Annotated in this window: 22 protein-coding genes; 10 read left to right on the plus strand and 12 right to left on the minus strand. The window is 61.2% G+C overall.

Annotation, left to right across the window (positions count from 1 at the left end; translation table 11 throughout):
* The first annotated feature begins 22 nt into the window (after window positions 1–22).
* From HU749_RS24680 to glyA, 3 genes are all read left to right on the plus strand, one after another.
* Window positions 23–454: a Rid family detoxifying hydrolase gene (locus tag HU749_RS24680; RefSeq protein WP_003205417.1), complete on the plus strand. Its 432-nt coding sequence runs from the start codon at window positions 23–25 to the stop codon at window positions 452–454.
* A gap of 94 nt (window positions 455–548) precedes the next feature.
* Entirely contained in the window at window positions 549–1,802 is a 1,254-nt protein-coding gene (thrC, locus tag HU749_RS24685) for a threonine synthase (RefSeq protein WP_186651843.1), read from the plus strand.
* An 11-nt stretch (window positions 1,803–1,813) separates the two neighbouring features.
* Window positions 1,814–3,052, plus strand: coding sequence for a serine hydroxymethyltransferase (glyA, locus tag HU749_RS24690; RefSeq protein WP_079302601.1), 1,239 nt, complete (start codon window positions 1,814–1,816; stop codon window positions 3,050–3,052).
* Window positions 3,053–3,190: 138 nt separating this feature from the next.
* Here the strand turns inward: glyA and HU749_RS24695 are convergent, their stop codons facing one another.
* On the minus strand, window positions 3,191–4,210 hold the full coding sequence (locus HU749_RS24695; RefSeq protein ID WP_018604214.1) for a Glu/Leu/Phe/Val dehydrogenase family protein: 1,020 nt from the start codon (window positions 4,208–4,210) through the stop codon (window positions 3,191–3,193).
* A gap of 187 nt (window positions 4,211–4,397) precedes the next feature.
* Between HU749_RS24695 and HU749_RS24700 the strand changes: the two genes are divergently transcribed.
* A complete protein-coding gene (locus tag HU749_RS24700) occupies window positions 4,398–5,201 on the plus strand; it encodes a SirB1 family protein (protein WP_079302602.1) in 804 nt (267 codons plus the stop codon).
* A gap of 140 nt (window positions 5,202–5,341) precedes the next feature.
* Here the strand turns inward: HU749_RS24700 and maiA are convergent, their stop codons facing one another.
* The 3 genes from maiA to hmgA are packed head-to-tail and all read right to left on the minus strand — an operon-like array spanning window position 5,342 to window position 8,603.
* On the minus strand, window positions 5,342–5,980 hold the full coding sequence (gene maiA / locus HU749_RS24705) for a maleylacetoacetate isomerase (protein ID WP_186651845.1): 639 nt from the start codon (window positions 5,978–5,980) through the stop codon (window positions 5,342–5,344).
* A 10-nt stretch (window positions 5,981–5,990) separates the two neighbouring features.
* On the minus strand, window positions 5,991–7,295 hold the full coding sequence (fahA, locus tag HU749_RS24710) for a fumarylacetoacetase (RefSeq protein WP_186651846.1): 1,305 nt from the start codon (window positions 7,293–7,295) through the stop codon (window positions 5,991–5,993).
* A gap of 3 nt (window positions 7,296–7,298) precedes the next feature.
* The gene (gene hmgA / locus HU749_RS24715; protein ID WP_186651849.1) at window positions 7,299–8,603 is read right to left on the minus strand and encodes a homogentisate 1,2-dioxygenase; all 1,305 of its coding nucleotides are present in this window, start codon (window positions 8,601–8,603) and stop codon (window positions 7,299–7,301) included.
* Window positions 8,604–8,754: 151 nt separating this feature from the next.
* Here hmgA and HU749_RS24720 point away from each other — a divergent pair, with 151 nt between their 5' ends.
* The gene (locus tag HU749_RS24720; protein ID WP_079302605.1) at window positions 8,755–9,552 is read left to right on the plus strand and encodes an IclR family transcriptional regulator; all 798 of its coding nucleotides are present in this window, start codon (window positions 8,755–8,757) and stop codon (window positions 9,550–9,552) included.
* A gap of 62 nt (window positions 9,553–9,614) precedes the next feature.
* Here HU749_RS24720 and HU749_RS24725 read toward each other — a convergent pair whose 3' ends face one another.
* The 3 genes from HU749_RS24725 to HU749_RS24735 all read right to left on the minus strand — a co-directional run bounded on the left by HU749_RS24725 (window position 9,615) and on the right by HU749_RS24735 (window position 15,647).
* Complete coding sequence (locus tag HU749_RS24725; protein WP_186651851.1) at window positions 9,615–12,164, minus strand: helix-turn-helix transcriptional regulator; 2,550 nt, start codon at window positions 12,162–12,164, stop codon at window positions 9,615–9,617.
* A gap of 299 nt (window positions 12,165–12,463) precedes the next feature.
* The gene (locus HU749_RS24730; RefSeq protein WP_053189837.1) at window positions 12,464–13,831 is read right to left on the minus strand and encodes a DUF1329 domain-containing protein; all 1,368 of its coding nucleotides are present in this window, start codon (window positions 13,829–13,831) and stop codon (window positions 12,464–12,466) included.
* A gap of 22 nt (window positions 13,832–13,853) precedes the next feature.
* Window positions 13,854–15,647, minus strand: coding sequence for a DUF1302 domain-containing protein (locus HU749_RS24735; protein ID WP_079302607.1), 1,794 nt, complete (start codon window positions 15,645–15,647; stop codon window positions 13,854–13,856).
* A 653-nt stretch (window positions 15,648–16,300) separates the two neighbouring features.
* Between HU749_RS24735 and HU749_RS24740 the strand changes: the two genes are divergently transcribed.
* Complete coding sequence (locus HU749_RS24740; protein WP_172436043.1) at window positions 16,301–17,068, plus strand: N-acetylmuramoyl-L-alanine amidase; 768 nt, start codon at window positions 16,301–16,303, stop codon at window positions 17,066–17,068.
* 44 nt (window positions 17,069–17,112) lie between these two features.
* Here the strand turns inward: HU749_RS24740 and HU749_RS24745 are convergent, their stop codons facing one another.
* The 4 genes from HU749_RS24745 to HU749_RS24760 all read right to left on the minus strand — a co-directional run bounded on the left by HU749_RS24745 (window position 17,113) and on the right by HU749_RS24760 (window position 20,628).
* Complete coding sequence (locus HU749_RS24745; RefSeq protein ID WP_079302608.1) at window positions 17,113–18,024, minus strand: SDR family oxidoreductase; 912 nt, start codon at window positions 18,022–18,024, stop codon at window positions 17,113–17,115.
* 326 nt (window positions 18,025–18,350) lie between these two features.
* Complete coding sequence (locus tag HU749_RS24750) at window positions 18,351–19,253, minus strand: alpha/beta fold hydrolase (RefSeq protein WP_186651853.1); 903 nt, start codon at window positions 19,251–19,253, stop codon at window positions 18,351–18,353.
* The gene (locus HU749_RS24755) at window positions 19,253–20,035 is read right to left on the minus strand and encodes a class II aldolase/adducin family protein (protein ID WP_046063565.1); all 783 of its coding nucleotides are present in this window, start codon (window positions 20,033–20,035) and stop codon (window positions 19,253–19,255) included. Before HU749_RS24755 ends, HU749_RS24750 begins: the two co-directional genes overlap by 1 nt.
* 137 nt (window positions 20,036–20,172) lie before the next feature.
* Complete coding sequence (locus tag HU749_RS24760; protein WP_079302609.1) at window positions 20,173–20,628, minus strand: flavodoxin; 456 nt, start codon at window positions 20,626–20,628, stop codon at window positions 20,173–20,175.
* A 154-nt stretch (window positions 20,629–20,782) separates the two neighbouring features.
* Between HU749_RS24760 and HU749_RS24765 the strand changes: the two genes are divergently transcribed.
* Window positions 20,783–21,256, plus strand: coding sequence for a PAS domain-containing protein (locus tag HU749_RS24765; protein ID WP_079302610.1), 474 nt, complete (start codon window positions 20,783–20,785; stop codon window positions 21,254–21,256).
* Window positions 21,257–21,310: 54 nt separating this feature from the next.
* A complete protein-coding gene (locus tag HU749_RS24770; RefSeq protein ID WP_014340144.1) occupies window positions 21,311–21,916 on the plus strand; it encodes a hypothetical protein in 606 nt (201 codons plus the stop codon).
* 1 nt (window position 21,917) lies between these two features.
* Here HU749_RS24770 and HU749_RS24775 read toward each other — a convergent pair whose 3' ends face one another.
* Window positions 21,918–22,877, minus strand: a complete 960-nt coding sequence (locus tag HU749_RS24775; protein WP_186651855.1) for a MerR family transcriptional regulator — start codon at window positions 22,875–22,877, stop codon at window positions 21,918–21,920.
* 220 nt (window positions 22,878–23,097) lie between these two features.
* Between HU749_RS24775 and HU749_RS24780 the strand changes: the two genes are divergently transcribed.
* Both HU749_RS24780 and folM read left to right on the plus strand, forming a co-directional pair.
* Entirely contained in the window at window positions 23,098–23,658 is a 561-nt protein-coding gene (locus tag HU749_RS24780; protein WP_186651857.1) for an antibiotic biosynthesis monooxygenase, read from the plus strand.
* 217 nt (window positions 23,659–23,875) lie between these two features.
* Window positions 23,876–24,586, plus strand: coding sequence for a dihydromonapterin reductase (folM, locus tag HU749_RS24785; protein ID WP_079302612.1), 711 nt, complete (start codon window positions 23,876–23,878; stop codon window positions 24,584–24,586).
* The last annotated feature ends 6 nt before the right edge of the window (window positions 24,587–24,592 follow it).

A 24,592-nucleotide genomic window follows, 5' to 3' on the forward strand; every position in this document is an offset into this window, starting at 1 on the left:
CCACTTAACAAGGAACGTCACTATGCAAACCACCGCTCAAATCCAGCCCGCCGCCAAACCTTTCCTGGGCGAAGAGAACGTCATTTTCACCGACAAGGCGCCACTGCCGCTGGGCACCTATTCCCAGGGCATCAAGGTCAGCCACGGGCAGACCATCTACCTGTCGGCGCAGACCCCGGTCTCGGCGCTGAACAACGAAGTGCTGGCCAAGGATTTCGAAGGCCAACTGCGCCAGACCCTCGACAACCTGGTGCAAATGGCCGAAGCGGCAGGTGGCACCCTGGCGAACGTGGTCAAGGTCACAGCGTTCATCACTGACTTGAGTGAGTTCCCGACCCTCAATCGCGTCATGGAAGAGTACTTCACCAAGCCCTACCCGGCCCGCACCACCGCCGGCGCCAGTGCACTGGCACGCAACACGCTGGTTGCCATTGACGCAATCATGGTGATCTGAAACACCTTCTGTCAGCGGAGTGCCCGTCGGTCCGGTGAGCTGGACCGACGTTGGCAAGGAAAGCACCAGCACAGCGTACTTTCAGAGGGTGACCATGAAAAATTCGTACAGAGAGTATGTATTGCAGTGCCTGGTTTGCGATCGAAGCTACCAGCCCCATGAGGTCAGCTACTACTGCCCTCATTGCAAAGTCGATGGTGCACTGGACGCGCTTTATGATTACCCGACACTCAAGCGCGAATGGTCCCGGGACAGCCTGGCCCATGACCACGCCCGTGGCATGTGGCGCTATGACCGCTTGATGCCGTTGAGCTCGACGCGGTTCATTCCACCGTTACTGGTGGGCAACACGCCGCTGTACTCGCGCCCGGAATTGCTCGGCAAAGGTGCCCGGATCAAAGTCTTCGTAAAAGACGAATCGCGGCAACCGACCGGGTCGTTGAAGGATCGCGCCAGCGCCCTGGCGGTGGCCCACGCCATGCAATCCGGCGCACGCACCGTGGCGGTGGCCAGCACCGGCAATGCCGCTTCGGCATTGGCTGGGATGAGCGCCAGCCTGGGCTTGCACAACGTCATTTACCTGCCCAGGAGCGCGCCTCGCGAAAAGCTCGCGCAGATGCAGGGCTACGGCGCCGAGATCGTGCTGGTCGACGGGCAATATGACGAAGCCTTCGAACAATGCCTCAAGGCCTGCGAAGAGCACGGCTGGTACAACCGCACCACCGGGATCAACTCCTACATGAGCGAAGGCAAGAAAACCGTCGCCTTCGAGATGTGCGAACAACTCAACTGGCAAGTGCCGGACCTGGTGTTCGTGCCCGTTGGCAACGGCTGCATCCTGGGCTCGGTCTACAAAGGCTTTTTCGACTTGCTGCAGTTGGGCTGGATCGAACGCATCCCACGCCTGATCGGCGTGCAGGCCGAGCACAGCAACTTCATGTACCGCGCCTGGTGCAACGACCGCTCGATGCAGAAAACCGAACGCCGCCCCCCCACCAGCCTGGCCAGCAGCATCAATGTGGCGCTGCCGCGTGATCGCCTCAAGGCCATGCGTGCGGTCACCGCCAGCGACGGTGAGTTCATCTGTGTCAGCGACCCGAGCATTGTCGCCGCCGCCTCGAGATTGGCCGCCAGCACCGGCGTGTTTCCAGAAGCCGGCGCTGCCAGTGCCTTCGCCGGTCTGCTCAAGTACGCCGAAACCCACCCCGACACACCGCAAACCGCCGTGATCCTTATCACCGGCAGCGGTTTGAAAGACACCTCCATTTTTCTATCCGACTCGACCAAAAACCAGCCGCGGGTGTTGCCACATCATGTGACTGCGCCGCTGGCCGAAGCGCTTACCTAAGGAATCACACCATGAGCCTGCAAAATTTCGACCCCGCCATTGCCCGCCTGATCGACCGCGAGCGCAACCGCCAGGAAACCCACCTGGAGCTGATCGCTTCGGAAAACTATGTCAGCGAGGAAGTGCTCCAGGCCCAGGGTTCCGTGCTCACCAACAAATACGCCGAAGGCTATCCGGGCAAGCGTTACTACGGCGGCTGCAAGGTCGTCGATGAAATCGAGAACCTGGCCATCGAACGCGCTCGCAAGTTGTTCAACTGCGAATACGTCAACGTGCAGCCGCACTCCGGCTCCCAGGCCAACCAGGCGGTTTTCCTGGCGGTACTTGAACCCGGCGACACCATCCTGGGCATGTCCCTGGCCCATGGCGGCCACCTGACCCACGGCGCCTCGGTGAATTTTTCCGGCAAGATCTACCGGGCATTTTCCTATGGCCTGGACACGGAAACCGAAACCCTCGACTACGAAGAAATGGAAGCCCTGGCCAGGGAACACCGGCCGAAGATGATCATCGCCGGGGCCTCGGCCTATTCGCGGACCATCGACTTCCAGCGCTTTCGCAAGATCTGCGATGAAATCGGCGCCTACCTGATGGTGGACATGGCGCACTACGCCGGGTTGATCGCTGCCGGCGTGTACCCGTCGCCGGTTGGCATCGCCGACTTCATCACCTCTACCACCCACAAGACCTTGCGCGGCCCGCGCGGCGGTCTGATCCTGGCCAAGGCGCAATATGCCGCCCTGCTCGACAAGACGATTTTCCCGGTGTACCAGGGCGGCCCGCTGATGCACGTCATCGCCGCCAAGGCCGTGGCATTCAACGAAGCCTTGGGCGACGGGTTCAAGCATTACCAGCAGCGGGTGATCGACAACGCCCGCGTCATGGCCGACGTCCTGACCCGACGCGGCTTGCGGGTGGTGTCCGGCGGTACCGACTGCCACATGTTCCTGCTCGATCTGCGCTCGATGAACATCACCGGCAAAGACGCCGAGGCGCTGCTGGAAAGTGCCCACATCACCCTGAACAAAAACGCGATCCCCAACGATCCGCAGAAACCAGCCATCACCAGCGGCATTCGCATCGGCACGCCGGCACTGACCACGCGCGGCTTTGGCGAAGCGGAATGTGCCGAAGTGGCGAACTTGATCGCCGACCTGCTGGAACAGCCGGACAACGCGGCGCGTCTGGAAAACACCCGACGCCGAGTGATGCATCTGTGCGAGTGCTTTCCGGTGTATCTGTTGAGGTAATTGCATCTGTGGGAGCAAAGCTTGCTCGCGATGAACGATGACTCGGTTAGCCTGAACAGTCGCGGCGCCTGCATCGCGGGCAAGCCTTGCTCCCACAGATAGGCTGCTTCACTGCTACCCATTACTTCCTTTTGATTTTCAGCGGTACAACAAACGCTCCGCCAGCTCATCGGCCACCCGGGCCGGTGAGCGCTTCTCCGCCTGGGCATGGGCAAAGACTTCCGTGAGCCGGGCACCGATCTTCGACAAATGCGCAGTGATCGTCGACAGTTCTTCGCCGCGATGCTTCAGCGCGACGTAGATCAGCCCGCCGGAGTTGATCACGTAATCCGGCGCATAGAGAATTCCACGTCTTTCCAACTGGTCGGCCACTTGCAGGTTGCTCAACTGATTATGGGCCGAGCCGGCAACGGCCGAGCAGCGCAGTTGCGCCACGCTTTGGCTGTTGAGCACCCCACCCAGCCCGCAGGGGGCAAGGATGTCGCAGGGCGTGCTGAGCAACGCGTCGTTGGCGATCGGATGGGCGCCCAGTTGCTCCATCGCCAATTGCACCTTGCCGGGGTCGATGTCACTGACCAGCAGTTCGGCACCCGCCGCGTGCAGTTGTTCGGCCAGGGCATAACCGACATTGCCCAGGCCTTGGATCGCTACCCGCAGGCTTTCGAGGTTATCGCTGCCCAGACGGGCCATGGCGGTGGCACGGATACCGGCAAAAACCCCCATTGCCGCATGGGGCGCGGGGTCTCCCGAGGCCGTGGTACTGGTGACATGACGAGTCTGCTGGGCGATGCAATCCATGTCGGCCACCGACGTGCCGCTGTCGATGGCCGTGATGTAGCGTCCGTCCAATTGCTCGATACAACGGCCGAAGGCTTCGAACAGCGCCGCCCGACTCTCGACATGGGCCGGACGCATGATCACCGCCACCCCGCCGCCCACGGGCAAGCCGGCCAGCGCCGCCTTGTAGCTCATGCCCTGGGCCAGGCGCACGGCATCGACCACGGCACTTTCGTCGTCGGGGTAGGCAAGGTAACGACAGCCCCCCAGGGCGGGCCCCGGACGACTGCAATGAATGGCAATCACCGCCTTCAACCCGGTTGCCGGGTCTACGCTTAGGTGCAGCGATTCAAGGCGGGAGCTTTGCATGAGAGCAAACATCGAAAGGCTCCCGAATCACTTTTGTTTGTTTCGCCAGTATAGGCGTGCGGTCGAAATTTGCTGGAGCACGCCGGAATAAGTATCCAGGGTGGTCAGTCTTTTTCGGCATAACCTGTTACAGCCTCTTTCCGAGACTGGACGAAAATCCATGGCAGGGCTAAAACGGGAACATAGCCCGGAGAGTTTGATGAAACCGCGCCAAGCCTTTTTTGATTGTCTGCACCGCTCGCCACCGGCGCTGTTCGAAGCGGCGCTGTGGATCGCTGCCGAACATGATCGCGAGGTCGACGTACCGGCCTTGCTGAAGGATTTCAAGGAGCTGCAACAGCGGGTCAGCCATGACCTGCCGATGCTGCCTGTCAGCGAACTGGGCCAACCCTTGCTGCGACGACTCAATGACTTGGGCTTCGCCCAGGACGACTTCACGCCTCTGCGACCACGAGCGGCGTTGCTGGACAAAGTCCTGGCACGCAAACGCGGGCAACCCCTGGCCCTCGGCCTGATTGCCCTGGAACTGGCCCGAGGCCTGGAAATTCCGATGGTCGGTGTCAATTTCCCCGGGCATTTCCTGTTGAAGGTACCCGGTGCCGATCACCTGCTCGATCCGTGCGGTGGCCGCCGGTTGTACCCCAATGACTGCCGGGAACTGCTACAGCGCCAATACGGCGCGAACATGCCGCTCAAGGCTGAACACCTGGTCAACGCCGAGCCGATGCAGATGCTGCAACGCCTGTCGCGCAACCTGCGTCAATTGCATCTGGCGAACGACGATTACATCGCGGCCCTGATCGACGCCGAACGAGTGCTGGAACTGGGCAACGCCAGCGCCGCCGACTACCTGGCCCGCGCCAGCCTGTATCAGCGACTCGATTGCCCCAACGCCGAACGCTTCGACCTGGAGCATGCCCTGATGCTCAGCGACGATCCGATCCAGCGGATCCGGCTGACGGAGCGGCTGGGGCATTTGCCGCCGAATTCGGTTGTGCATTGAGCGGTTGCAGGTGGTTAAATCGCTATCGCGAGCAAGCTCGCTCCCACAGTTGATCGCATTGAACTCAGGTTTTGTGCTTGTCACAGTCCAATGTGGGAGCGAGCTTGCTCGCGATAGCGGTGCAACGGCCTACATCAATGTCAGGCCGGGGTATCCGGCTGCTTCGCCGGGTGCGCCTGTTGGAACGCCACATGCCCGGTCGCCAAGGCCGCGACGCGACGGATCCGCGGATACGCCAGCAACGAAACATTGAACCGCTCGGCGGCGTACAACTGCGGGATCAGGTACACATCCGCCAGCCCCGGCACTGCACCGAAGCAATAGCCGTCGTCGCCAATCAACTGCTCCACCGCCGCCAATCCCTGGCTGATCCACTGCCCGATCCACTCCGTCACCTGCGTTTCATCGTGGCCCCACTGCCGCAGTTTGTTGAGCACGCTGACGTTGTGCAGGGGGTGTATATCGCAACCGATCAGCGCGGCGACGCCACGCTCATGGGCGCGCACCGCCAGGTCGGCGCTGAGCAGCGGCACATGTGGATAACGTTCCTCCAGGTACTCGATGATGGCGGGCGATTGCACCAGCAGCACGCCCTCATCGGTACGCAACGCCGGCACCCGGCCCTGGGGGTTGATCGCCAGGTAGGCCGGCTGGCGATGCTCGCCCCCAGGCGCAGCGATCAGGTTGACGGGCAAGGCTTGGTAATCCAGACCCTTGAGCGCCAACGCAATGCGTACCCGGTAGGACGAGGTGGAGCGGTAGTAGGTATAGAGTTCCATGCGCTGCCCCTCAACGCGCCGGCAGGATCTTGCCCCGGCACTCGCCGAAGCCGATGGACGCGAAACCCTCGCGGCGGCAGCGGGCTCGCAAGATAATTTCGTCACCGTCCTCGAGGAATCGGCGCACTTCGCCAGACGCCAGTTCGATCGGTTTTTTTCCGCCTTCGGTGATTTCCAGCAGGCTGCCGAATTGATGGTTTTCAGGGCCCGACAAGGTGCCCGAGCCAAACAGGTCGCCGGCCTGCAACTGGCAACCGTTGACGCTGTGGTGCGCAACCATTTGAGCCACGGTCCAGTACATGTACTGGGTGTTGCTCAGGGTCAGACGCTGGGCCGGCAGGTTTTGCTCGCCCATGGCCTCGGTCAGCAACAGGACTTCCAGTTCGATGTCGAAGGCACCGCCGGCCTGGTCACGCTTGTCCAGCAGATACGGCAGCGGTTGCGGATCGCCTTCCGGGCGTGCCGGTTGCGGGCGACGGAACGGCTCCAGGGCCTCAGCCGTCACCACCCATGGCGAAATACTGGTCAGGAAACTCTTCGACAGAAATGGTCCCAAGGGCTGGTATTCCCACGCCTGGATATCCCGGGCCGACCAGTCGTTGAGCAGGCAGAACCCGCCGATGTGCTCGGCGGCATCGCCGATGGGGATCGGTTCGCCCAGGGCATTGCCCTTGCCGATCCAGATGCCCAGCTCCAGCTCATAGTCCAGTCGCGCACACGGGCCGAAGGTCGGCTCGGTCTGGCCCGCTGGCAGGGTCTGGCCCTTGGGACGGCGCACGTCGGTGCCGGACGGGCGAATGGTCGAGGCGCGACCGTGGTAACCGATGGGGACGTATTTGTAGTTGGGCAGCAACGGATTGTCGGGGCGGAACAGCTTGCCGACATTCTGCGCGTGCTCGATACCGACGTAGAAGTCGGTGTAGTCGTTGATCCTGGCCGGCAAGTGCATTTGGCAGTCGGCTGCGAGGAGCAGCAATTTCGCGCCCTGGGCTTCGACCTTGCCCCTCAGGGGACTGTCCTCGCGCAGCAGTTCCAGCAGTCGTTCACGCAGGGCAACCCGGGCGCCTCGGCCCAGGTCGAAAAACCCATTCAACTGGCCGTCGGCCATGGCCTCGACAGCTTGGCGCGCCGCGCCGTCAAACAAGCCCGCGTGCAGCGCCGCCTGCAGATCGAAAATCCGCTCGCCAATCGCCACGCCGTTGCGCAGGGCACCGCCATCGACACTGAAGATACCCAATGGCAGGTTCTGCAACGGGAAGTCCGCATGGCCGTTGGCACAGGCGACCCAGCTACGGGCAGGGGAAAGTTGAGTCATGGGTTATCTCCGGGTCGGGTCGAACGTGACAGGCAGCGAGGCCCAACATGCATCGTAGTCGGTTTGCAATTGCGGGCAGTCCAGGGCGAAACGGCTTGGACGCAGCACTTGGCTGGTCTCGAACATGAACGCCATGGTGTTGTCGATTTTCACTGGCTGCAGTTCAGCGTTGATCGCCTTGGTACAGGTCTCGCCGTCCGGGCCATGGGCACTCATGCAGCTGTGCAAGGACGCACCGCCCGGCAGGAAACCTTCGGCCTTGGCATCGTAGGCGCCCTGGATCAGGCCCATGAATTCGTTCATCAGGTTGCGGTGGAACCACGGTGGACGGAAGGTTTTTTCCGCCACCATCCAGCGTGGCGGGAAGATCACGAAATCGAGGTTGGCCAGGCCGTGGACGCTGGTGGGCGAGGTCAACACGGTGAAAATCGACGGGTCCGGGTGATCGAAGCTGACCGTGCCAATGGTGTTGAAGCGGCGCAGATCATATTTATACGGCACGTTGTTGCCGTGCCAGGCCACCACGTCGAGGGGCGAATGATCCAGCTCGCAACCCCACAACTCACCGAGGAATTTCTGCACCAGCGGGGTCGGTTGCGCGAGGTTTTCGTAATGGGCGACCGGCGTCAGGAAGTCCCGCGGGTTCGCCAGGCCATTGCTGCCGATTGGCCCCAGGTCCGGCAAGCGTAGCGGCGCGCCATGGTTTTCGGCGAGGTAACCCCGGGCCTGCGGGTCGAGCAGTTCAATGCGGAATTTCAGGCCCCGGGGCAGCACGACGATTTCCAGCGGTGCCAATTCCAGCACGCCCAACTCGGTGGCGATCCGCAGCCGTCCCAGTTGCGGCACGATCAGCAACTCACCGTCGGCATTGAAAAATACTCGCTCCATGGAGCGGTTGGCCCGGTACTGATAAAGGCTGATGCCGGCCGGTTTGTCCGCACCGGCATTGGCCGCCATGCACACCAGCCCGTCGATGAAATCGGTGGGCTCGGCGGGGATCTCCAGCGGGCTCCAACGCAGGCGATTGGGCGTGACGTCGCCCAACGGCCCGCCCGCCAGTTGCCGTTCGAGCTTGGTGAAGGCCGGATGATTGGCCGACGGCCGGATGCGATACATCCAGGTACGCCGCGCTTCACTGCGGGCCATGGTGAACGCCGTGCCAGAGAACAACTCGGCATAGAGACCGTACGGGGCTTTCTGTGGCGAGTTCTGGCCGACGGGCAGTGCGCCAGGCAATGCCTCGCTGGCAAATTCGTTGCCCAAGCCTGATTGGTAAGCCAGGTCCGACGCTGGGGAATCGAGGTTCATGGAGCCTCCTGGAATGCGGCCCGTCACTCAACGGAGTGGTTGAGGCGCACCGGGTTATTTTTATCGTAATTCGATTACGCATAACGTAATTTGCTCGACAGCGACCGTCAAGCTATAAAGACGCCCATTCGCCTCTGGACCCTGCGCCTCCATGGAAACCCCGCTCAGCAACGGTAAACAGAAAGTCCGCTCGGCCGAAGTCGGCACCGACATCCTCAAGGCCCTGGCCGAACTGTCGCCCTCCACGTCGCTCTCGCGGCTGGCCGAACACGTGCAAATGCCGGCGAGCAAGGTTCATCGGTATCTGCAGGCCTTGATCGCCAGCGGGTTTGCCGAGCAGAACGCCGCCACCAACCACTATGGCCTGGGCCGCGAGGCCCTGCGCGTAGGCCTGGCTGCGCTCAACGGCATGGACGTGCTGCAAGTGGCCGCCCTGCCCCTGGCCGAACTGCGCGACGACTTGAACGAAACCTGCTTCCTGGCGGTGTGGGGCAACCATGGTGCGACCGTGGTGCGCATCGAACCCGCCGTGCGGGCCGTGACCGTGGTAACGCAACTGGGCTCGGTATTGCCACTGCTCAGCTCGTCCACCGGGCTGGTGTTCAGCGCTTATCTGCCGGAGCGCGAGACCATCGGCTTGCGCGAGCAGGAAGTACAAGGCACCGAGCGCCACGCCCTCGCCGACGACCGCGTCTATGCCGCCCTGTGCGAGCAGATCCGCAGTCGCGGCCTGCACCATGTGCATGGCCTGCTGATGCCGGGGGTGGATGCCTTGTCCGCTCCGGTATTCAATGCCGTCGGCGAGGTGAAGGCCGTGATGACGATCGTTGGTCCGACCTCGCTGTTCCACGCCGACGAAAACGGCCCGGCGGCGCAACGGCTGTTGGCGGCGACCCGGGCCGTGAGTTGGCGGATGGGGTATGAAGCGAGTCCAGGATCAGCCCAGTAAATCCGGGACAATCCTGATCACTAGATCATTGAGATGAGGGTGATCAGTTGCCGATGGGGACATTAGCCCATCACCCCCATGACCTTGGCTTTTGCCACCGCCTGCGTACGCCGCTGTACGCCCAACTTGCTGTGGATTCGCCGCGAATGGGTTTTCACCGTGTGCAGCGATATGAACAGCTTTTCGGCAATCTGTTGGTTTGAATGACCTTGCGCAATCAGCTCCAGGACCTCCAGTTCGCGATGACTGAGCAAGGTGTCCTCGGCGCTGGCAGGCAGCTCGACCGGCTCTGCCGATTGTGCCCAGCGCACCAGCTCGGGCTGGCGCAAGCGCAGCTCGCACAAGGCTTGCTGGGCCCGCCAGCAAGTGACTCGCTGGAGCCCCTCTTGCAGGAGTGTCCGGGCCTGGGAACGATCGCCGGACAACCAGACAACCTCCGTCAACACCAGGTGCAGTTCGGTTTCCAGGCTGTGCATTTCACTCTGCTGTGCCCGGTCGATCATGGCTTGCAGGCGCGCCTGCGGATCCTGTGCCCGTTGCAGGTAGACCTCGGCCAGCACCAGCAGGTATTCAAGCCGCGCGATCAACTCCAGGGTCGCGGGAGGCGCGTGCTTGGCCTGCGGTCCGTGAAAATGGCGCAAGACGCGGGTCAAGGCCTCATGGGCCAGCTCCGCCCGCCCCTGTTGCAACCAGAACTGGCAACTGGTTTGCAACAACACGCCACGGTAAACGGTGTCGGGGATGTGTCTCTGCTGCATGATCCGCTCGGCATCGCGCAATTGCATGAAAGCCTCGCCATAGTCGCCCTGGTTGGCCGCCAGGCCGGCCTTTCCGAGAAAGCCATAGAGCACCTGTTTGTCCTGGCTGTGCAGGCCCGTTTCCAGGCCCGTTTGAAACTGCTCGGCGGCCCGTTCCTCGAAGCCCATGCGCAATGCCAGGCGCCCGCGCCGCAGAGCAATACGTCCCAACAACGGGGAAAAATCCTGGCCCGGTTTATCCAGCAGCGCCTGAACGGCGGCCAGCAGATGATCTGCTCGGTGAGGCGCGCCACGTTGCTCCAGGACTTGGGCGTGGTCCAGTTCCAGCAATCCTTCGAATACCAGCGAGCCTTGCGCACGCGCCAGGCACAGTGCCTGGCGGTTGATCCATTGCGCAGAGGCCAGTTCGCCTGCAAGCAGCGCCTGCTGCGTCAGCCCTCCCAGGCACAGCACCCGCTGGGTCCAGGCGTCGGGGTCCAGACTGGCCTGGGCCTGGAGGAAATGCTCGCGCGCCGGTTCACCATTGCCCGAGAGGTGCAACAACCAGCCCTGCAAGACCAGCCACCTGGCCAGCACCTGCCGCTGCCGACAGGCCGAAGGCTGCGGCAGGAACCGGGCCATCTGCTCAATGCATATCGATGCCTCGTCGAAGCGTCCGGCGAACAACAGCGCAGCGGTGACCAACCCCACCGATTGCGGCGTACCGAGGGTCAGCGCTTCGCCTTGTTGATCGTGCAAGCCCAGCAACAGCACCACGTTGCGGCGCTGCAAGACGTGCTCGAAGCTCAGATGCTGCAAGAAACTCACGGCAGTCTCGAACTCCTCGGCCAACATGGCTTGCTCGAACGCCATTTGCCAGTCCTGCTCGGCAGCAAACCACTGACAGGCCCGTCGATGCCAGGAACGTCCCTGGGACCAGGGCTCTTCGCGTACCAGCCGGGCCAGGGCCGGGAAGATCTGCAACCAGTCCGAGGTCTGTTCCCACGGTTCGATGAAACACCCCAGCTCCAGCAACAGCGGCAGGCATTGCGCACCCACGGTGTCGCCGAACAGGTGCTCACACAACCGGGCATTGAAGCGCGGCAGATGCGCCAGCACACGCCAGGCCTGCGCCAGATCCGGGGTCAGGGTGCTGAACAGTTCGTACTCCAAGTAGTCGAGCAAGGTCCCCGGCCGTCCTGGCGTCGCCTGACTGCGCGCCCATTCGCAGCGCGAAAGCAAGGTGATGCGCACCCCGGCACACCAGCCACCGTTGCGCTGAATCACCTCGCGGGCGGTGCGGGCAGCCTGGGGGCCGGGCAGATGACGAAGCAGTGGCTGGATATCGTCAGGGGTGAAGAACAACGCCTGCGCATCAAACTCGTGCAGCTCGTCATCAAGCAACAGCCGCGGCCAGTTGCAGTGGGGACGGCGGCGGCCATTCAACCACAGGTGCAACGCCGGACTGCTGGTGTTCAACAGACGGTCGAGCAACTGGTCCAGTTCGGGATTCGGCGCCCGGCAGTAATCATCCAGGAACAACCATGTGGGGGTTTGCAAACGCGCCAGGTGGGCCAGCAGTCCCGCTTCGTCCAGCAGGGGCAGCCCGAGGGCCTGCGCCAGGTGCTCGCACATTTGCGCCGCGCTCAACGCCGCGCCCCCCAGTGGCAACCAATGCAGCCGACAGTCGGTGGGGGCCTGCAGGAAGCACTCGGCGAACAACGCACTCTTGCCACTGCCCGCTGGCGCGCAGAGCAGTTTTACCCGCGCTTCGGACGTCAGCAGCGGCTCACTCAGGGACCGCCGCGGCAGATGCGTCGAGGACAGGCGCGGCAGCAATCCTGGACGGTCTGGACACGGGGTCATGGCGGTCATGGGGGAAAATCCTGTTTATTGTTATCTCACCACCCTAGTCCTGTGTCGCCGAGCTTTGGAGAAGTATTCAGCGCGCTGATTGGCGCCCATAAAAAAACGACCGGCAGGAGCGCTGCCGGTCGATCACGATTATCAAGTCAGGCACAAGCTTGCGGGGAAAGGATTCTCTGTGGGAGCAAGGCTTGCCCGCGATGAACGATAACGCGGGCAAGCTTTCAGACCGCGGTGCAGCCATCGCGGGCAAGCCTTGCTCCCACAGATAAATCCCCTCGCCACAGTTATCTTTCCAACAGCCAGACTTATCGAACCCCCTCCGAACGCAGCGCCGCCGGCGTGTAGTCGGCTGCCTTGGCTTCGAAACCGTATTGGTAGCTGTGTTTCTCTTCGTTCTTCATCCCCAACGCAATGTAGCGACCGGCGATGATGTCGTAGAGCGCCTCGAGGGTGTAGCCCGGGTTCTGATGGTCATAGTAGAACTGGGCATGACCTTCGGCCACCCGCCACAGTTGGCCGCGACCGTCGTAGTGATCCACCAGCGCCGCCTGCCAGCTGTCCTCGTCGAAGTACATGTGGCGCTTGGCATAGATGTGCCGCTCGCTGGGCTTGACCGTACCTTCCACTTCCCAGACCCGGTGCAATTCATAACGGGTCAGGTCCTGGTTGATGTGGCCGGCCTTGATCACATCGTCGTACTTGAGGCTTGGCGAATCGAGCTTGTAGCTGTTGTACGGGATGTACATTTCCTTCTTGCCGATCAGCTTCCAGTCGTAACGGTCCGGCGCGCCGGAAAACAGGTCGAAGTTGTCGGAGGTGCGCAACCCGTCGGCGGCGGTGCCCGGGCCGTCGTAGGCCACTTGCGGGGCGCGACGCACACGGCGTTGGCCGGCGTTGTAGATCCAGGCCAGGCGCGGTTCCTTCACTTGGTCGAGGGTCTCATGCACCAGCAGCACGTTACCGGCCAGTCGTGCCGGAGCGGTGACCGACTGCTTGAAATAGGTCAGCACGTTGCTGGCCTTTTCCGGGTCGGCGTCCTTGATCAGGAACGGCACGGCGATTTCTTCTTCGAAGCGGATCGGCGTGAAGCTGCCATTGGTTTGCGGCGTGACCTGGGTGATGACCCGGCGCAGGTTGCCACCGTGATAACGGGTGACGTGGTTCCACAGCACTTCCACGCCGTTCTTCGGAATCGGAAAGGCGTAGTAGCGGTTGCCGGTGAAATTGGACAGGCCGTTACCGTCGTTGATGGACGTGACGTTGAGGGCGCTACGCTTGGCCGACTCGTAGATTTCCGGCGGCAGGCCCACGCTTCGATGGGTCGGGTAGACCGGGATCTTGTAGGTTTGCGGGTAGCGCTTGAACATCGCGACCTGACCTTCGGACAGCTTGTCCTTGTACTTGTCCACGGTCGCGGCGGTGATGGTGAACAGCGGTTTTTCATTGGCGAACGGGTCAGCCAAAAAACCCTTGCTGTCCACGGCCCCGGCGTTTTTCGCAATGCCGCCGGTCCAGGCCGGAATCGAGCCATCGGCATTGCCGGCTTTTTCCGCGCCCAACGGCGTCAGGCTGGTGCCCAGTTTGTTCGCTTCATCCGGCGAGACCGCCGCCATCACGTTCACGGCCAGCAGGCTCAAGGCCAGGGCACCGCATTGCAGGATCATCTTGCGCATTGGGTTTTCCTTGTCAGCCAGATCAGAAGTTCACGCCGAAGCTCAGCGCGAGGAAATCGCGGTCTTCGAGAACGTTGTAATCGCCGCCAAAAAAGTCGGTGTAGCTGAGGCTGGCGGTGTAGGTGTTGCGGTAGTCGGCATCGACACCGAGGCTGACGGCCTTGGCGCCTTCGTTGAACAAGCCGTTGGGACCGTAGCCAGCCACGTCATGGGACCAGGACACGTTGGGCTTGAAGTTCACCCCGCCGATCACGTTGGAGTAGTCGAGAATCGCCCGGGCGCGATAGCCCCAGGAGGTGGAAGTGACGAAGCCATCGGTGTCGCCGTTGAAGCCGTACTGGCCGTAGACCGAATCGCGGCCATAACGCAGCTTGTCCTTGGACTCCAGGCCACCGACATGCACCACCGCCGCCTCGCCCACCAGGGTCAGGCGATCGGCGCCCAGTACCTGATCGAAGAAGTGCGTCAGGGTGCTCTGGACCTGGGTGATTTCCTTGCGACGGTAGCCGGTGTTATCCGCCCCGGCCGAGGTCGCGATAGGTGAAGCCGCGCCACCGGCAATCGGGTTAAGCAGCGCCAGGGTCAGGTCGTTGGTATTGACCTGCACCGGTGCGTTGGGGCGGTAGCTGACTTCGCCGGTCCACGCGGTACCAGTGGGCAACGTCGTGGAGAAACTGGCGCCGTACAGGCGGATATCTTCCGGGTATTCAAGGTAATACTGACCGCGCCCCAGCATCACGCTTTGCGCCAGGCCCGCACCGCTGCCGGGGGCCAGGCCCTCGGCAATCGCGACCATTCCCGGCAACGCCGCCAGCGTCGAGAGCCCCGCCGTGGTGGTCCCGACGGTAGGTGTACGGCTGTGGTAGTTCATGAAGTACAGGCCATATTCGGTGTCATCGCCGAGCCAGCGCAACGCGGTGCCCCACTGGCCGGAATCACGGGCGTCACGGTCGCCGCTGCGAGCAATGACAACGCCTTCGTCATTCACCTCGATGCCCTGGCCAAAGGCCTGAGTCAATGGCACGAACGGCGCGATCGCCGGGCTGCCCACGGTGTAGCCACTGGTGCAACCATCGGCCACGACATCGTTGCCAAAGAACGTACCGCAGTTATCCACCACGGTCTGGTCCCACTCCAACTGGTAGAACCCTTCGATTGTCAGCTTGTCAGTCAAACCCTGGGAGGCGAACAGCATGTTCACCGGGATCAGGCCTTCCTTGATCTCCGCACCGGGGCGACGGAACGCGGACACGTCCACCGGGTTGATGCTGTTGATGGAGTTGCCGATGAAGGTACTTTCCCCCCAACTGACCACCTGCTTACCGGCGCGCACAGTGCCCGGCAAATCGGCGATGGAATAGTTGTGGTAGACGAAGGCATCGAGAATCTGCGCCCCCGAGGACTTGGCGCCTTCCTTGCGATTGCTGTCGCTGATGTCCTTGAACGGACGGCTCTCGTCCTTGAGTTCGAAGTCATACCAGTACTTGCCGCGCACGAACACGCCGGTATCGCCGTACTTGAGTTCGAGGTCGTGCAGGCCTTTGAAGATTTTGGAAAAAGTCTCGCCTTTCTTGAAGTTCTGCCGCCCATCGTCACCGGTGGAGGACTGGCCCGTACCGCCGTTGACCGTGCCGATCAGGTCCTTGTCGGCGTCGCGCATGCCCCAGCTCGCGCCCACGGACAGCGACGAATCGAACTGACCCTCGATCTCGCCAATGTTGAATGAGACGGCCTGCGCCTGGGCACAGCAACCCAAGGCCACCGCAACGGCCAGCGCCTGCGGCTTGAAGATGGCGCGCATTGTTATTGTTGTCATGCGTCTTCCCCGGTGAGTGACAGAGGCTTCACCCTACTGCCGCACGCCATGGGCGATAAGCGCACCAAGGAGGTATTCGCGTTGTACCTAAAAAGGATTACAGCCCATGCGGCGTGGGCCTTTGCGCCGTGCATGGATGGACTGGATGATGGGTCATCAGCGCCGCGCATACTCATGCCCGGACTTCGACTGTTACGCGCCCTGCAACGGTGCATGTCCGGATCCGGGCTGTTTCCCGCAAGGCTCGATGCCTATGCTGGCCGGGCTTTCAGGGCGCGGGCCTGCAAGCACAAGCCTCATGGCATCCCTCATGCCTGGCACACCGTCTTCGGATGGATTGGTGTATCGGTCCATCATCCCGTGTTTACCGACGTTGGTTTGTAGCTCCTTTGCAACGTCACGCTTAGGCCGCTGCTTTTTGCAGCGGCCTTTTTTATGTGGTTTATTTTCCCCGGATGAGTTTTTCAGGCTGTTGTTTAGTTATCCAAGAATCGCTTCTACCTTCTTACTTCTATGACCAGTTAATTCCTAGACATCCAAATGCCTGCTCCTACAACAAAGCAGGAAACTCACTACAAGCCCATGAAAAATCCACTGATAGGCTGAAAGTCAGGCCCAGCATTCTGCTTCGACTTTAACTCAGTGAACTTTCCATGATGCCAATCAACTACAACAGCTATCGATCAAAAAAAGCCCACAACAGCCGAATTCGTTTCCTGGTTTTCCATTACACCGCGGCTAACTTCTCATCCTCCGCCAACGCGCTGACCGGCGCCTCCGTCAGCGCCCATTACCTGATTCCGGACATCACCGATCCCAGTTATCTGGACGCCGGTTTCAACGACCAGCAGATTTTCAACCTGGTGGACGAAAACCAGCGTGCCTGGCACGCCGGGGTGAGCAGTTGGGGTGGTCGAACCAATCTGAACGACACTTCGATTGGCATTGAAATCGTCAATCACGCCACCGATAACCAAGGGCAGTTCAGCTTCCCGCCGTATCAATCCCGGCAGATCGAGGCGATCGAAGTGCTGGCGCTGGACATCCTCAAGCGTTATCCCGATATCGGCCCCGTCAATGTGCTGGGCCACTCGGACATTGCCGCCGGCAGAAAAAGCGACCCAGGCCCGATGTTTCCCTGGCAGGCGTTGTACGCCAAAGGCATCGGCGCCTGGTTTGATGAGTCCACGCAGAAGGCGTACAGGGAGGTGTACCAAGGCAACGGATTGCCGACTCGTGAACAACAAATTGGGCTGTTCAAGAAGTATGGCTATGACACGTCGGCCGCCACGACAGACACAGGTTTTCAGCGCCTGGTGCGCGCCTTCCAGCTGCACTTCCGTCCGGCCAGATATGACGGAGTGATGGATATCGAAACCGCCGCGAACCTGGCGGCCCTGGTGCAAAAATATTTTCCATGAGCACGGTTACCGCAGCGGGCGACAACCGGCCCAGGTAATGAGGCTTAAATGGCGTGGCGTTGCAGGTTCTCCATCATTTCTTTCAAGGCTTCCAGATTGTCGTTCGGGTGTACCGCGTTCTCGAAGTCGCAGATCTGCTGCCAATGAGCGGCGACGTCTTCGGGCGAAAAACCTTGGCGCGGATCAAAGCCCGCCCCCAGGCTGCGCTCCCAGCGCACCTTGCCCATCCAGCCGCCGCCCACTTCGAACAAGCCGGAGGTTTCCTGGCAATTCTCACTGGCCAGGTACACCACCAACGGGCTGACGAGTTCGGGCTTGAGTTGTTCGAACACCTGCGGCGGGATCAGGCCTTCGGTCATGCGGGTGCCACCGGTAGGGGCGATGGCATTGACCAGGATGTTGTTCTTGCGGCCTTCGATGGCCAGGGTCCGAGTCAAACCATAGAGGCCGAGCTTGGCCATGCCGTAGTTGGATTGGCCGAAGTTGCCGTAGATGCCCGAGGTGGAAGCGGTGAAGATCACCCGCCCGTAGTTTTGCTCACGCAGGTGCGGCCACGCGGCCCGGGTGACCTTGTAGGCGCCCTCGACGTGGACGCGGTAGACCAGGTCCCAATCGGCGTCGTCCATTTTGTGGAACGTCTTGTCCCGCAGGATCCCGGCGTTGTTGACCACCACATCGACGCGACCGAACGCGTCGAGGGCATTTTGTACCAGCTTATCGCCGTCGGTCACCGAGTCGTGGTTGGCCTCGGCGATGCCGCCCGCCTCGCGGATTTCGGCGACCACCCGGTCTGCTGCCGAGGCGTTGGCCCCTTCCCCTTGGGCCGAGCCGCCAAGGTCGTTGACCAGCACTTTCGCGCCTTGCTTGGCGAACAGCAGCGCATGGGCGCGTCCCAGGCCACCGCCGGCTCCCGTGACGATCACGACTTTATCTTCGAAGCGCACAGACTCACTCATGGCAGAACTCCAGCAGGCGATAGGACGATGGGCACGAGTGTCCGGCACAAGTCTGCCGGTCACAATCAACACGGTTGCAAGTGAATGGTGACCGATAAGGTGAGGGGATGATGCAGGCCCAAGCCACAGCGGCATATTCGATTTTCCTGCTGGCATAGGCACCGCTATCGCGAGCAGGCTCGCTCCCACAGGGGGATTTTTGTCGCCCACAAACTCTGTATTCACAATCGATCTACTGTGGGAGCGAGCGATAGCGGTCTTTCAGTCAGGATAGATGCTGGATGTGCTGACGCCTTCGCGAGCAAGCTCGCTCCCACAAGGTATCGTCATGAACAGGCCATTTGTCTGTGCGGCGCGGCGATGGCTTCGCGAAACGCCAGGTAATGCTTGAGCACCTGCACGGGTGCCTCGATGTGCGGGTAATGACCGATGTCGGGCAACAACACCGTGTCAGGGTTTGGGATCAGGGCCTCGTAGCGCGCCACCATGTGTTCACCGGAAATCGGGTCGAGCGCGCCGTCGATCACCCGCAACGGCACGTCGCCGCGCTGCATCGCCTGCAACCAGCGATCACGCTGCACACGGCGTTCGGGAATATAGGCGATGAGCTTGTGCATGATCCTCGGACCGTGATGGGCTTGCACCAGGCTCCAGAAATCATCCAACTCGCTTTCAGTGGGGGTGGTCCTGGGGCCGAAAATCTGCCGAAAGCTGCTGACCAGGCTTTCCCGGGAGAACGCCCGCCCCAACAGCCACCCCAGAGGGCTGAGCAAGAGTTTCTGGGCCCAGACCGGGCGGTGAGTTTCCGGGAACAGGCCGCCATTGAGAAAGACGCAACTGGCGAGGTGGATGCGCGCTTCGTAATGCCGCGCCAGCAGTTCCTGGGCCACGCTGTCGCCGTAATCGTGGGCCAGCACATGCAGCGCGCCCCGCACATTCAGGTGCGCCAACAAGGCCTGCTGCAAATCGGCCTGCTCCAGCAGGCTGTAGACGTGATCCGTCGGTTTCGCGGAGTCGCCAAAACCGAGCATGTCACACGCGATCACCCGGTAGCGTTGCGCCAACGGTTGCCACAGGTAATGCCAATCCCAACTGGCAGTGGGGAAACCGTGGATCAGCAGCAGCGGCTCGCCCTGCCCGGCCACCCAGTAACGAATGGCATGACCACGGAACATGAAGATCTGGCTGCGCTGGCGCCAGATACGCAGGGGAATCTGGGCCAGGGCCATCAACTTCTATACCCGGTATCTTGTTGATCGAGCTTGCGCAATAACGCCGGCCAGGCCAACGCGCCGCCCATGCCCTGGGCGCTTTTGGTCACCCCGGCGATCATCGCCCGGGCGCCAGCCAGGATCTGCGGCTCGATGGCAATCAGTTCGGCCCCGCCACTCTGCGCCAGGACCTGGATATCACAGGCCCGTTGAAAGGTGAACATCATCAGGAAGGTATCGGCGATCGTCCCGCCGCAGGTCAGCAAGCCATGGTTATGCAGCATCAGGAAGTTGCTCTCGCCCAGGTCCGCCTGCAAGCGAGCCTTTTCTTCGTGATTCAAGGCCACCCCTTCGTAGGCGTGATAGGCCAGGCTCGACAGCACGAACAGCGATTGCTGGCTGATCGGCAGCACCCCCTGCTTCTGGGCCGATACCGCCACGCCAGCGGCGGTGTGGGTGTGCAGCACACAGGCCACATCATGGCGCACCTCATGCACCGCGCTGTGGATGGTGTAGCCGGCCGGGTTGATCTCGTAGGGACTGTCCATCAACTTGTTGCCGGCCTGATCGACCTTGACCAGACTCGAGGCGGTGATTTCATGGAACATCATCCCGAATGGGTTGATCAGAAAATCCTCGGTACCGGGAACCTTCGCGGAAATATGGGTGAAGATCAGGTCATCCCAGCCATGCAGTGCGACAAGCCGATAACAGGCGGCAAGGTCCACGCGGGTTTGCCATTCGGCCGCACTGACCTGATCCTTGATGCTGAGTGTCGTTTGGATGGGCGCTACGCTCACGGCTCTGACCTCCTGGTTTCTTGTTATAGGTTTCGATCGAAACTTCGTACGCAAGAAAATCAGTCTAGTCAGCTCTTTCAGGGGCGGTAGTTGCATTGGCAGCCAGCTTACTGGCCGAACGAGTCAGCGCATCCGCTTCAAGGGCGCAACGTGTCGATCAACTCAGCGAGCCATGGCTCGGCGTCGGTTTCCGGTGTGACACTCTCGCTGGCATCCAGGCGCAGCATCGGCAGCACCTCGCGCACGCCCAATTCGGCGAACAGCTCGCACATCTGCTCGCCGCCGGCGCAGAAGGTATCCCCATAGCTGGCGTCGCCCAGGCCGATCACCGCGCCAGGCAAACCGCGAAAGAACCCTGGCAACTGGTCGCGGATGACCGAATACAACGGCATCAAATTGTCCGGCAACTCGCCCATGCCGGTGGTGGAAGTCACTGCCAGCACGGCCTCTGGTGCGAATGCCTGCACATCCGCCAGGGTCGCACGCGGGTCGTGCCAAGTTTCAAAGCCTGCCTCGCGAAGCAGTTTGGCGGCGTGCCGGGCGACTTCTTCGGCGGTGCCATACACCGAGCCGGAAAGGATGGCGACTTTCATCAATCTGATCCTGAACCTGAAAAAAGAGCCAGGATAGTAACAGTTGCACCTGCCAGGCTGCGAATGGCTCTCGACAACCCTAATGGCCAGTGGACAGCCTATCGATTTCTTTTAGAATGCTGCTCCAACAAGGACGTTTCAAAGGGCTCTCTCCATGATCAACGCTCAACTGATGCAACTGGTCATCAATGCTTCGAACGACGGGATTGTCATCGCCGAAAAAGAAGGTGAAGACAATATCCTGATCTACGTGAACCCGGCCTTCGAACGATTGACCGGTTATCACCGCGACGAAATCCTTTATCAGGATTGCCGGTTCCTGCAATCGGGTGATCGGGACCAGGCCTCGCTGGAGCCCATCCGCCAGGCCTTGAAAGAGGGCGGCGCCTGTCGTGAGGTGCTGCGCAACTACCGCAAGGACGGCACGCCGTTCTGGAATGAGTTGTCCTTGTCCACGGTAAAAAACCAGGCTGACGGGCATACCTATTTCGTGGGTGTGCAAAAAGACGTCACGACCCAGGTCAAGGCTCAACAACGCGTCGCCCAGCTGGAAAAGGAGCTGGCCGAAGCGCGGGAGACAATTGCCCGGCTCGAAGCGACGAACGGTTCAAACAAAACCACGAATTAATGGTCAGTCACTACAATCACCAGTGAACACGTAAATTATCATTTCGAGCAGATCATGCAGCGCGATGCCCTCCTGACGCAGGATGAACTGGATTTCATCCGGACCATGCAACACAACCCGCAGTTGAACGAGCGGGATGTCACGTCGAGCTTGCTGGTAAACGGTGGGTCGCAGATCCGTGACTTGCTGACACGTCTGGCGGCAAATGAGCAGGTTACGCTGCAAGCCAATTTCGAAAACCAGCAAATGACCTTTCCGCTGCATCTGGTGGAAGACGAATTCCATGCGATGCACCTGCGCCTGGGTGTGCCAAGCATCTACGAGGACGGACCGAAGATACGCCCATGGCGCCTGACACTCGAAGAGCCGGTGGCGCTGGAAAATATCAAGGGTCAACCGGGACCGCTGTGGGTCCACGAAGTCTCCTGCAAAGGCGTATTGCTGGAGAACCGCAGTCGGACCAAACCGCCAAAGCAGTTTGCCTTGTGGTTCAGCCCATCAGGCTACGAGAGAATTTCGTTGCGAGGCACCTTCGAACGGGAAACCGATCGCGGCCTGTTTGCCTACCACCTGAGCCAGAATGACCAGGACGAGACGGAGCGCCTGCGCCAGTACATCCTTCAGCAACATCGCCTGACCCATCCGACCATGCACCTCTGATTTAGGTATCCAGGTTGCCTGCCAGAAATTGACGCAGGCGCTGGCGCATCACTGTCCCCTCACTCCCCAGACAACCGATCGACGATCCAACCAGGCTCTCCTGTGCCAGATCGGATGCTTCACCGGCCAGCATCAACGGGCAATCCAGGCTCATTGCCAACTTCCCCAAGCGTTTAGGTAGATCGGCCGCTGGCGCATGATTGGAAACCAGCACCAATGCCACCGGCTGGATCTTCTGGCACACCAGGGTCAGTTCCTCGAACGGCAGGCCGATCGACAACAGCCTGACGCCCACTTCCGCCTTTGACAGGAACAGCCCTGTAACCAGCAACTCCAGTTCATGGCAATGATCGGCAATCGCACAGACCAGGACACGCGGCGACGCATCTTCGCGCTTGAGCAAAAGCCGCTGGATGATGCGCGAACGCAGGAAACCATCGAGAAACACCCATTCGCTGGCTTGCCCAAACGCTTGCTGGCGTTGCAGTAGCTGTCGCCAAAGCGGCATCAGGATGTCCTGGAAGACGATTGGCACGGTATAGGTGGAAAAGACCTGCCCGTATACGCGATCCAGCTCCACATCGTCAAAACTGCTAACCGCGTCCGCCACCTGTTGTTGCCAGCGGGCATGATCAGCCCTGATCAGATCGGATGAAATCAGCGTGGAGACCGGTTGCACCGACTCGGTCTTCGCCAGGATCTTTCCCACTTTGCTGACGGCCACCCCGCGTTCTATCCACGCCAGGATGCTGCGCACCTTTTCAATATCGCCCAACGAATACAGACGATGCCCGCTTTCGGTGCGGGTGGGCTGGATCAAACCGTAGCGCCGCTCCCAGGCGCACAGGGTCACGGGGTTAACGCCGGTCATGCGCGCGACTTCGCGAATAGGAAACAGGTCTTCCCGCTTCAAGGCACCTGATGCCTGGAAAACGAAGCCATCCTCTGTGATTACACTCATTTTGGCAGACAATTCCGGCTGGCAAATTGGATCCTAGTTTACCCCTCCCAGGACATGTCATGACAAGGATAAACGTACTCGGTGTGCGGTTTTGTTGTTTTACGCACAATCAGGAATAATCCTTGCCTGTTTTTTGGCGACCAGACGCTACCCACCACCCCGGGGCGTCCCCAGCGAACCTCCTACCCGGAGTGCCGCGCCTGTCTTACGGAGATACATGATGTCTACCTCACCCGTCACCCTGATGGTTGCCCGCCGCGTCGCCAATGGACGCTATCAGGATCTGATCGCCTGGTTGCGCGAAGGCGAAGAACTGGCGACCGACTTTCCCGGCTACCTGGGTTCGGGCGTGCTCGCACCACCGCCCGAGGACGATGAATTCCAGATCATCTTCCGTTTTGCCGACGAGCAGACGCTGCACGCCTGGGAACACTCGGCCTCCCGCACGGCCTGGCTGGGACGGGGCAGCGATCTGTTTGCCCATCCCTCCGAACACCGGGTGCGTGGCATCGATGGCTGGTTCGGCGCAGTCGGTCAGCGTCCGCCACGTTGGAAACAGGCCGTGGCCATCTGGCTGGCGTTTTTTCCCGTCTCGCTGTTGTTCAATTTCCTCTTGGGGCCGCTGCTGAGCGAACTGGGCCTGTTGAGCCGGGTGTTCATCAGCACGCTGATCCTGACGCCACTGATGGTCTACCTGTTTATCCCGATGTCGACCCATCTGCTGGCGAACTGGCTCAACGGCGCGCCACAGCGAACGTTGCCGGCTACGCAGAATCATTGATGTCGCCAGCTTCAACATTGATCCCCGTGGGAGCCTCAAACCTGTGGGAGCGAGCTTGCTCGCGATGAGGCAGGTACATCCACACCAGGTATTGCCTGTCAGTCCGCTATCGCGAGCAAGCTCGCTCCCACAGGGAAGCTCTGGATTCACCTTTGGACATAGGAGGCGCCCCGCGTCGCTGTTATAGTTTTGCTCTTGCCGTGAACCGAGCCGTCCTATGTCCAGCGCCACCGCTCCGATCCTGATCACTGGCGCAGCCCAGCGCGTCGGCCTGCATTGCGCCCGGCGATTGCTGGAAGACGGGCAACCGGTGATCGCGACCTATCGCACCGAACGCCCAGGCGTGCAAACGTTGCGGGACCTGGGCGCGGTCATGCTGTTTGCCGACTTCTCCGGCGAAGCGGGGATCCTGGCCTTTATCGAACAACTCAAGCAGCACACCGACCGGCTGCGGGCCATCGTGCACAACGCCTCGGCCTGGCTGGCCGAGGGCCCGGGCAGCGAAGCCGCGGCCTTCAACGCCATGTTCGGCGTGCACATGCTTGCGCCCTACCTGATCAACCTGCACGGCGCCGAGCTGCTGCAGCGTTCAACCCCGGCGGATATCGTGCACATCAGCGATGATGTGACTCGCAAGGGCAGCGCCCGGCATATCGCCTATTGCGCCACCAAGGCTGGCCTGGAAAGCCTGACCCTGTCGTTCGCGGCGAAGTTCGCCCCGGCAATCAAGGTCAACGGCATCGCCCCGGCCCTGCTACTGTTCAACCCCGAAGACGACGCGGCTTACCGCGCCAAGGCCCTGGCCAAGTCCGCGCTGGGCATCGAACCCGGCAGCGAAGTGATCTACCAGAGTCTGCGTTATCTGCTGGACAACCCTTATGTCACCGGCACGACCCTGACCGTCAATGGCGGGCGGCACGTCAAATAGCCTTGT

Origin of the sequence: Pseudomonas ogarae (assembly GCF_014268695.2) — a bacterium.
Lineage (GTDB): Bacteria > Pseudomonadota > Gammaproteobacteria > Pseudomonadales > Pseudomonadaceae > Aquipseudomonas > Aquipseudomonas kilonensis.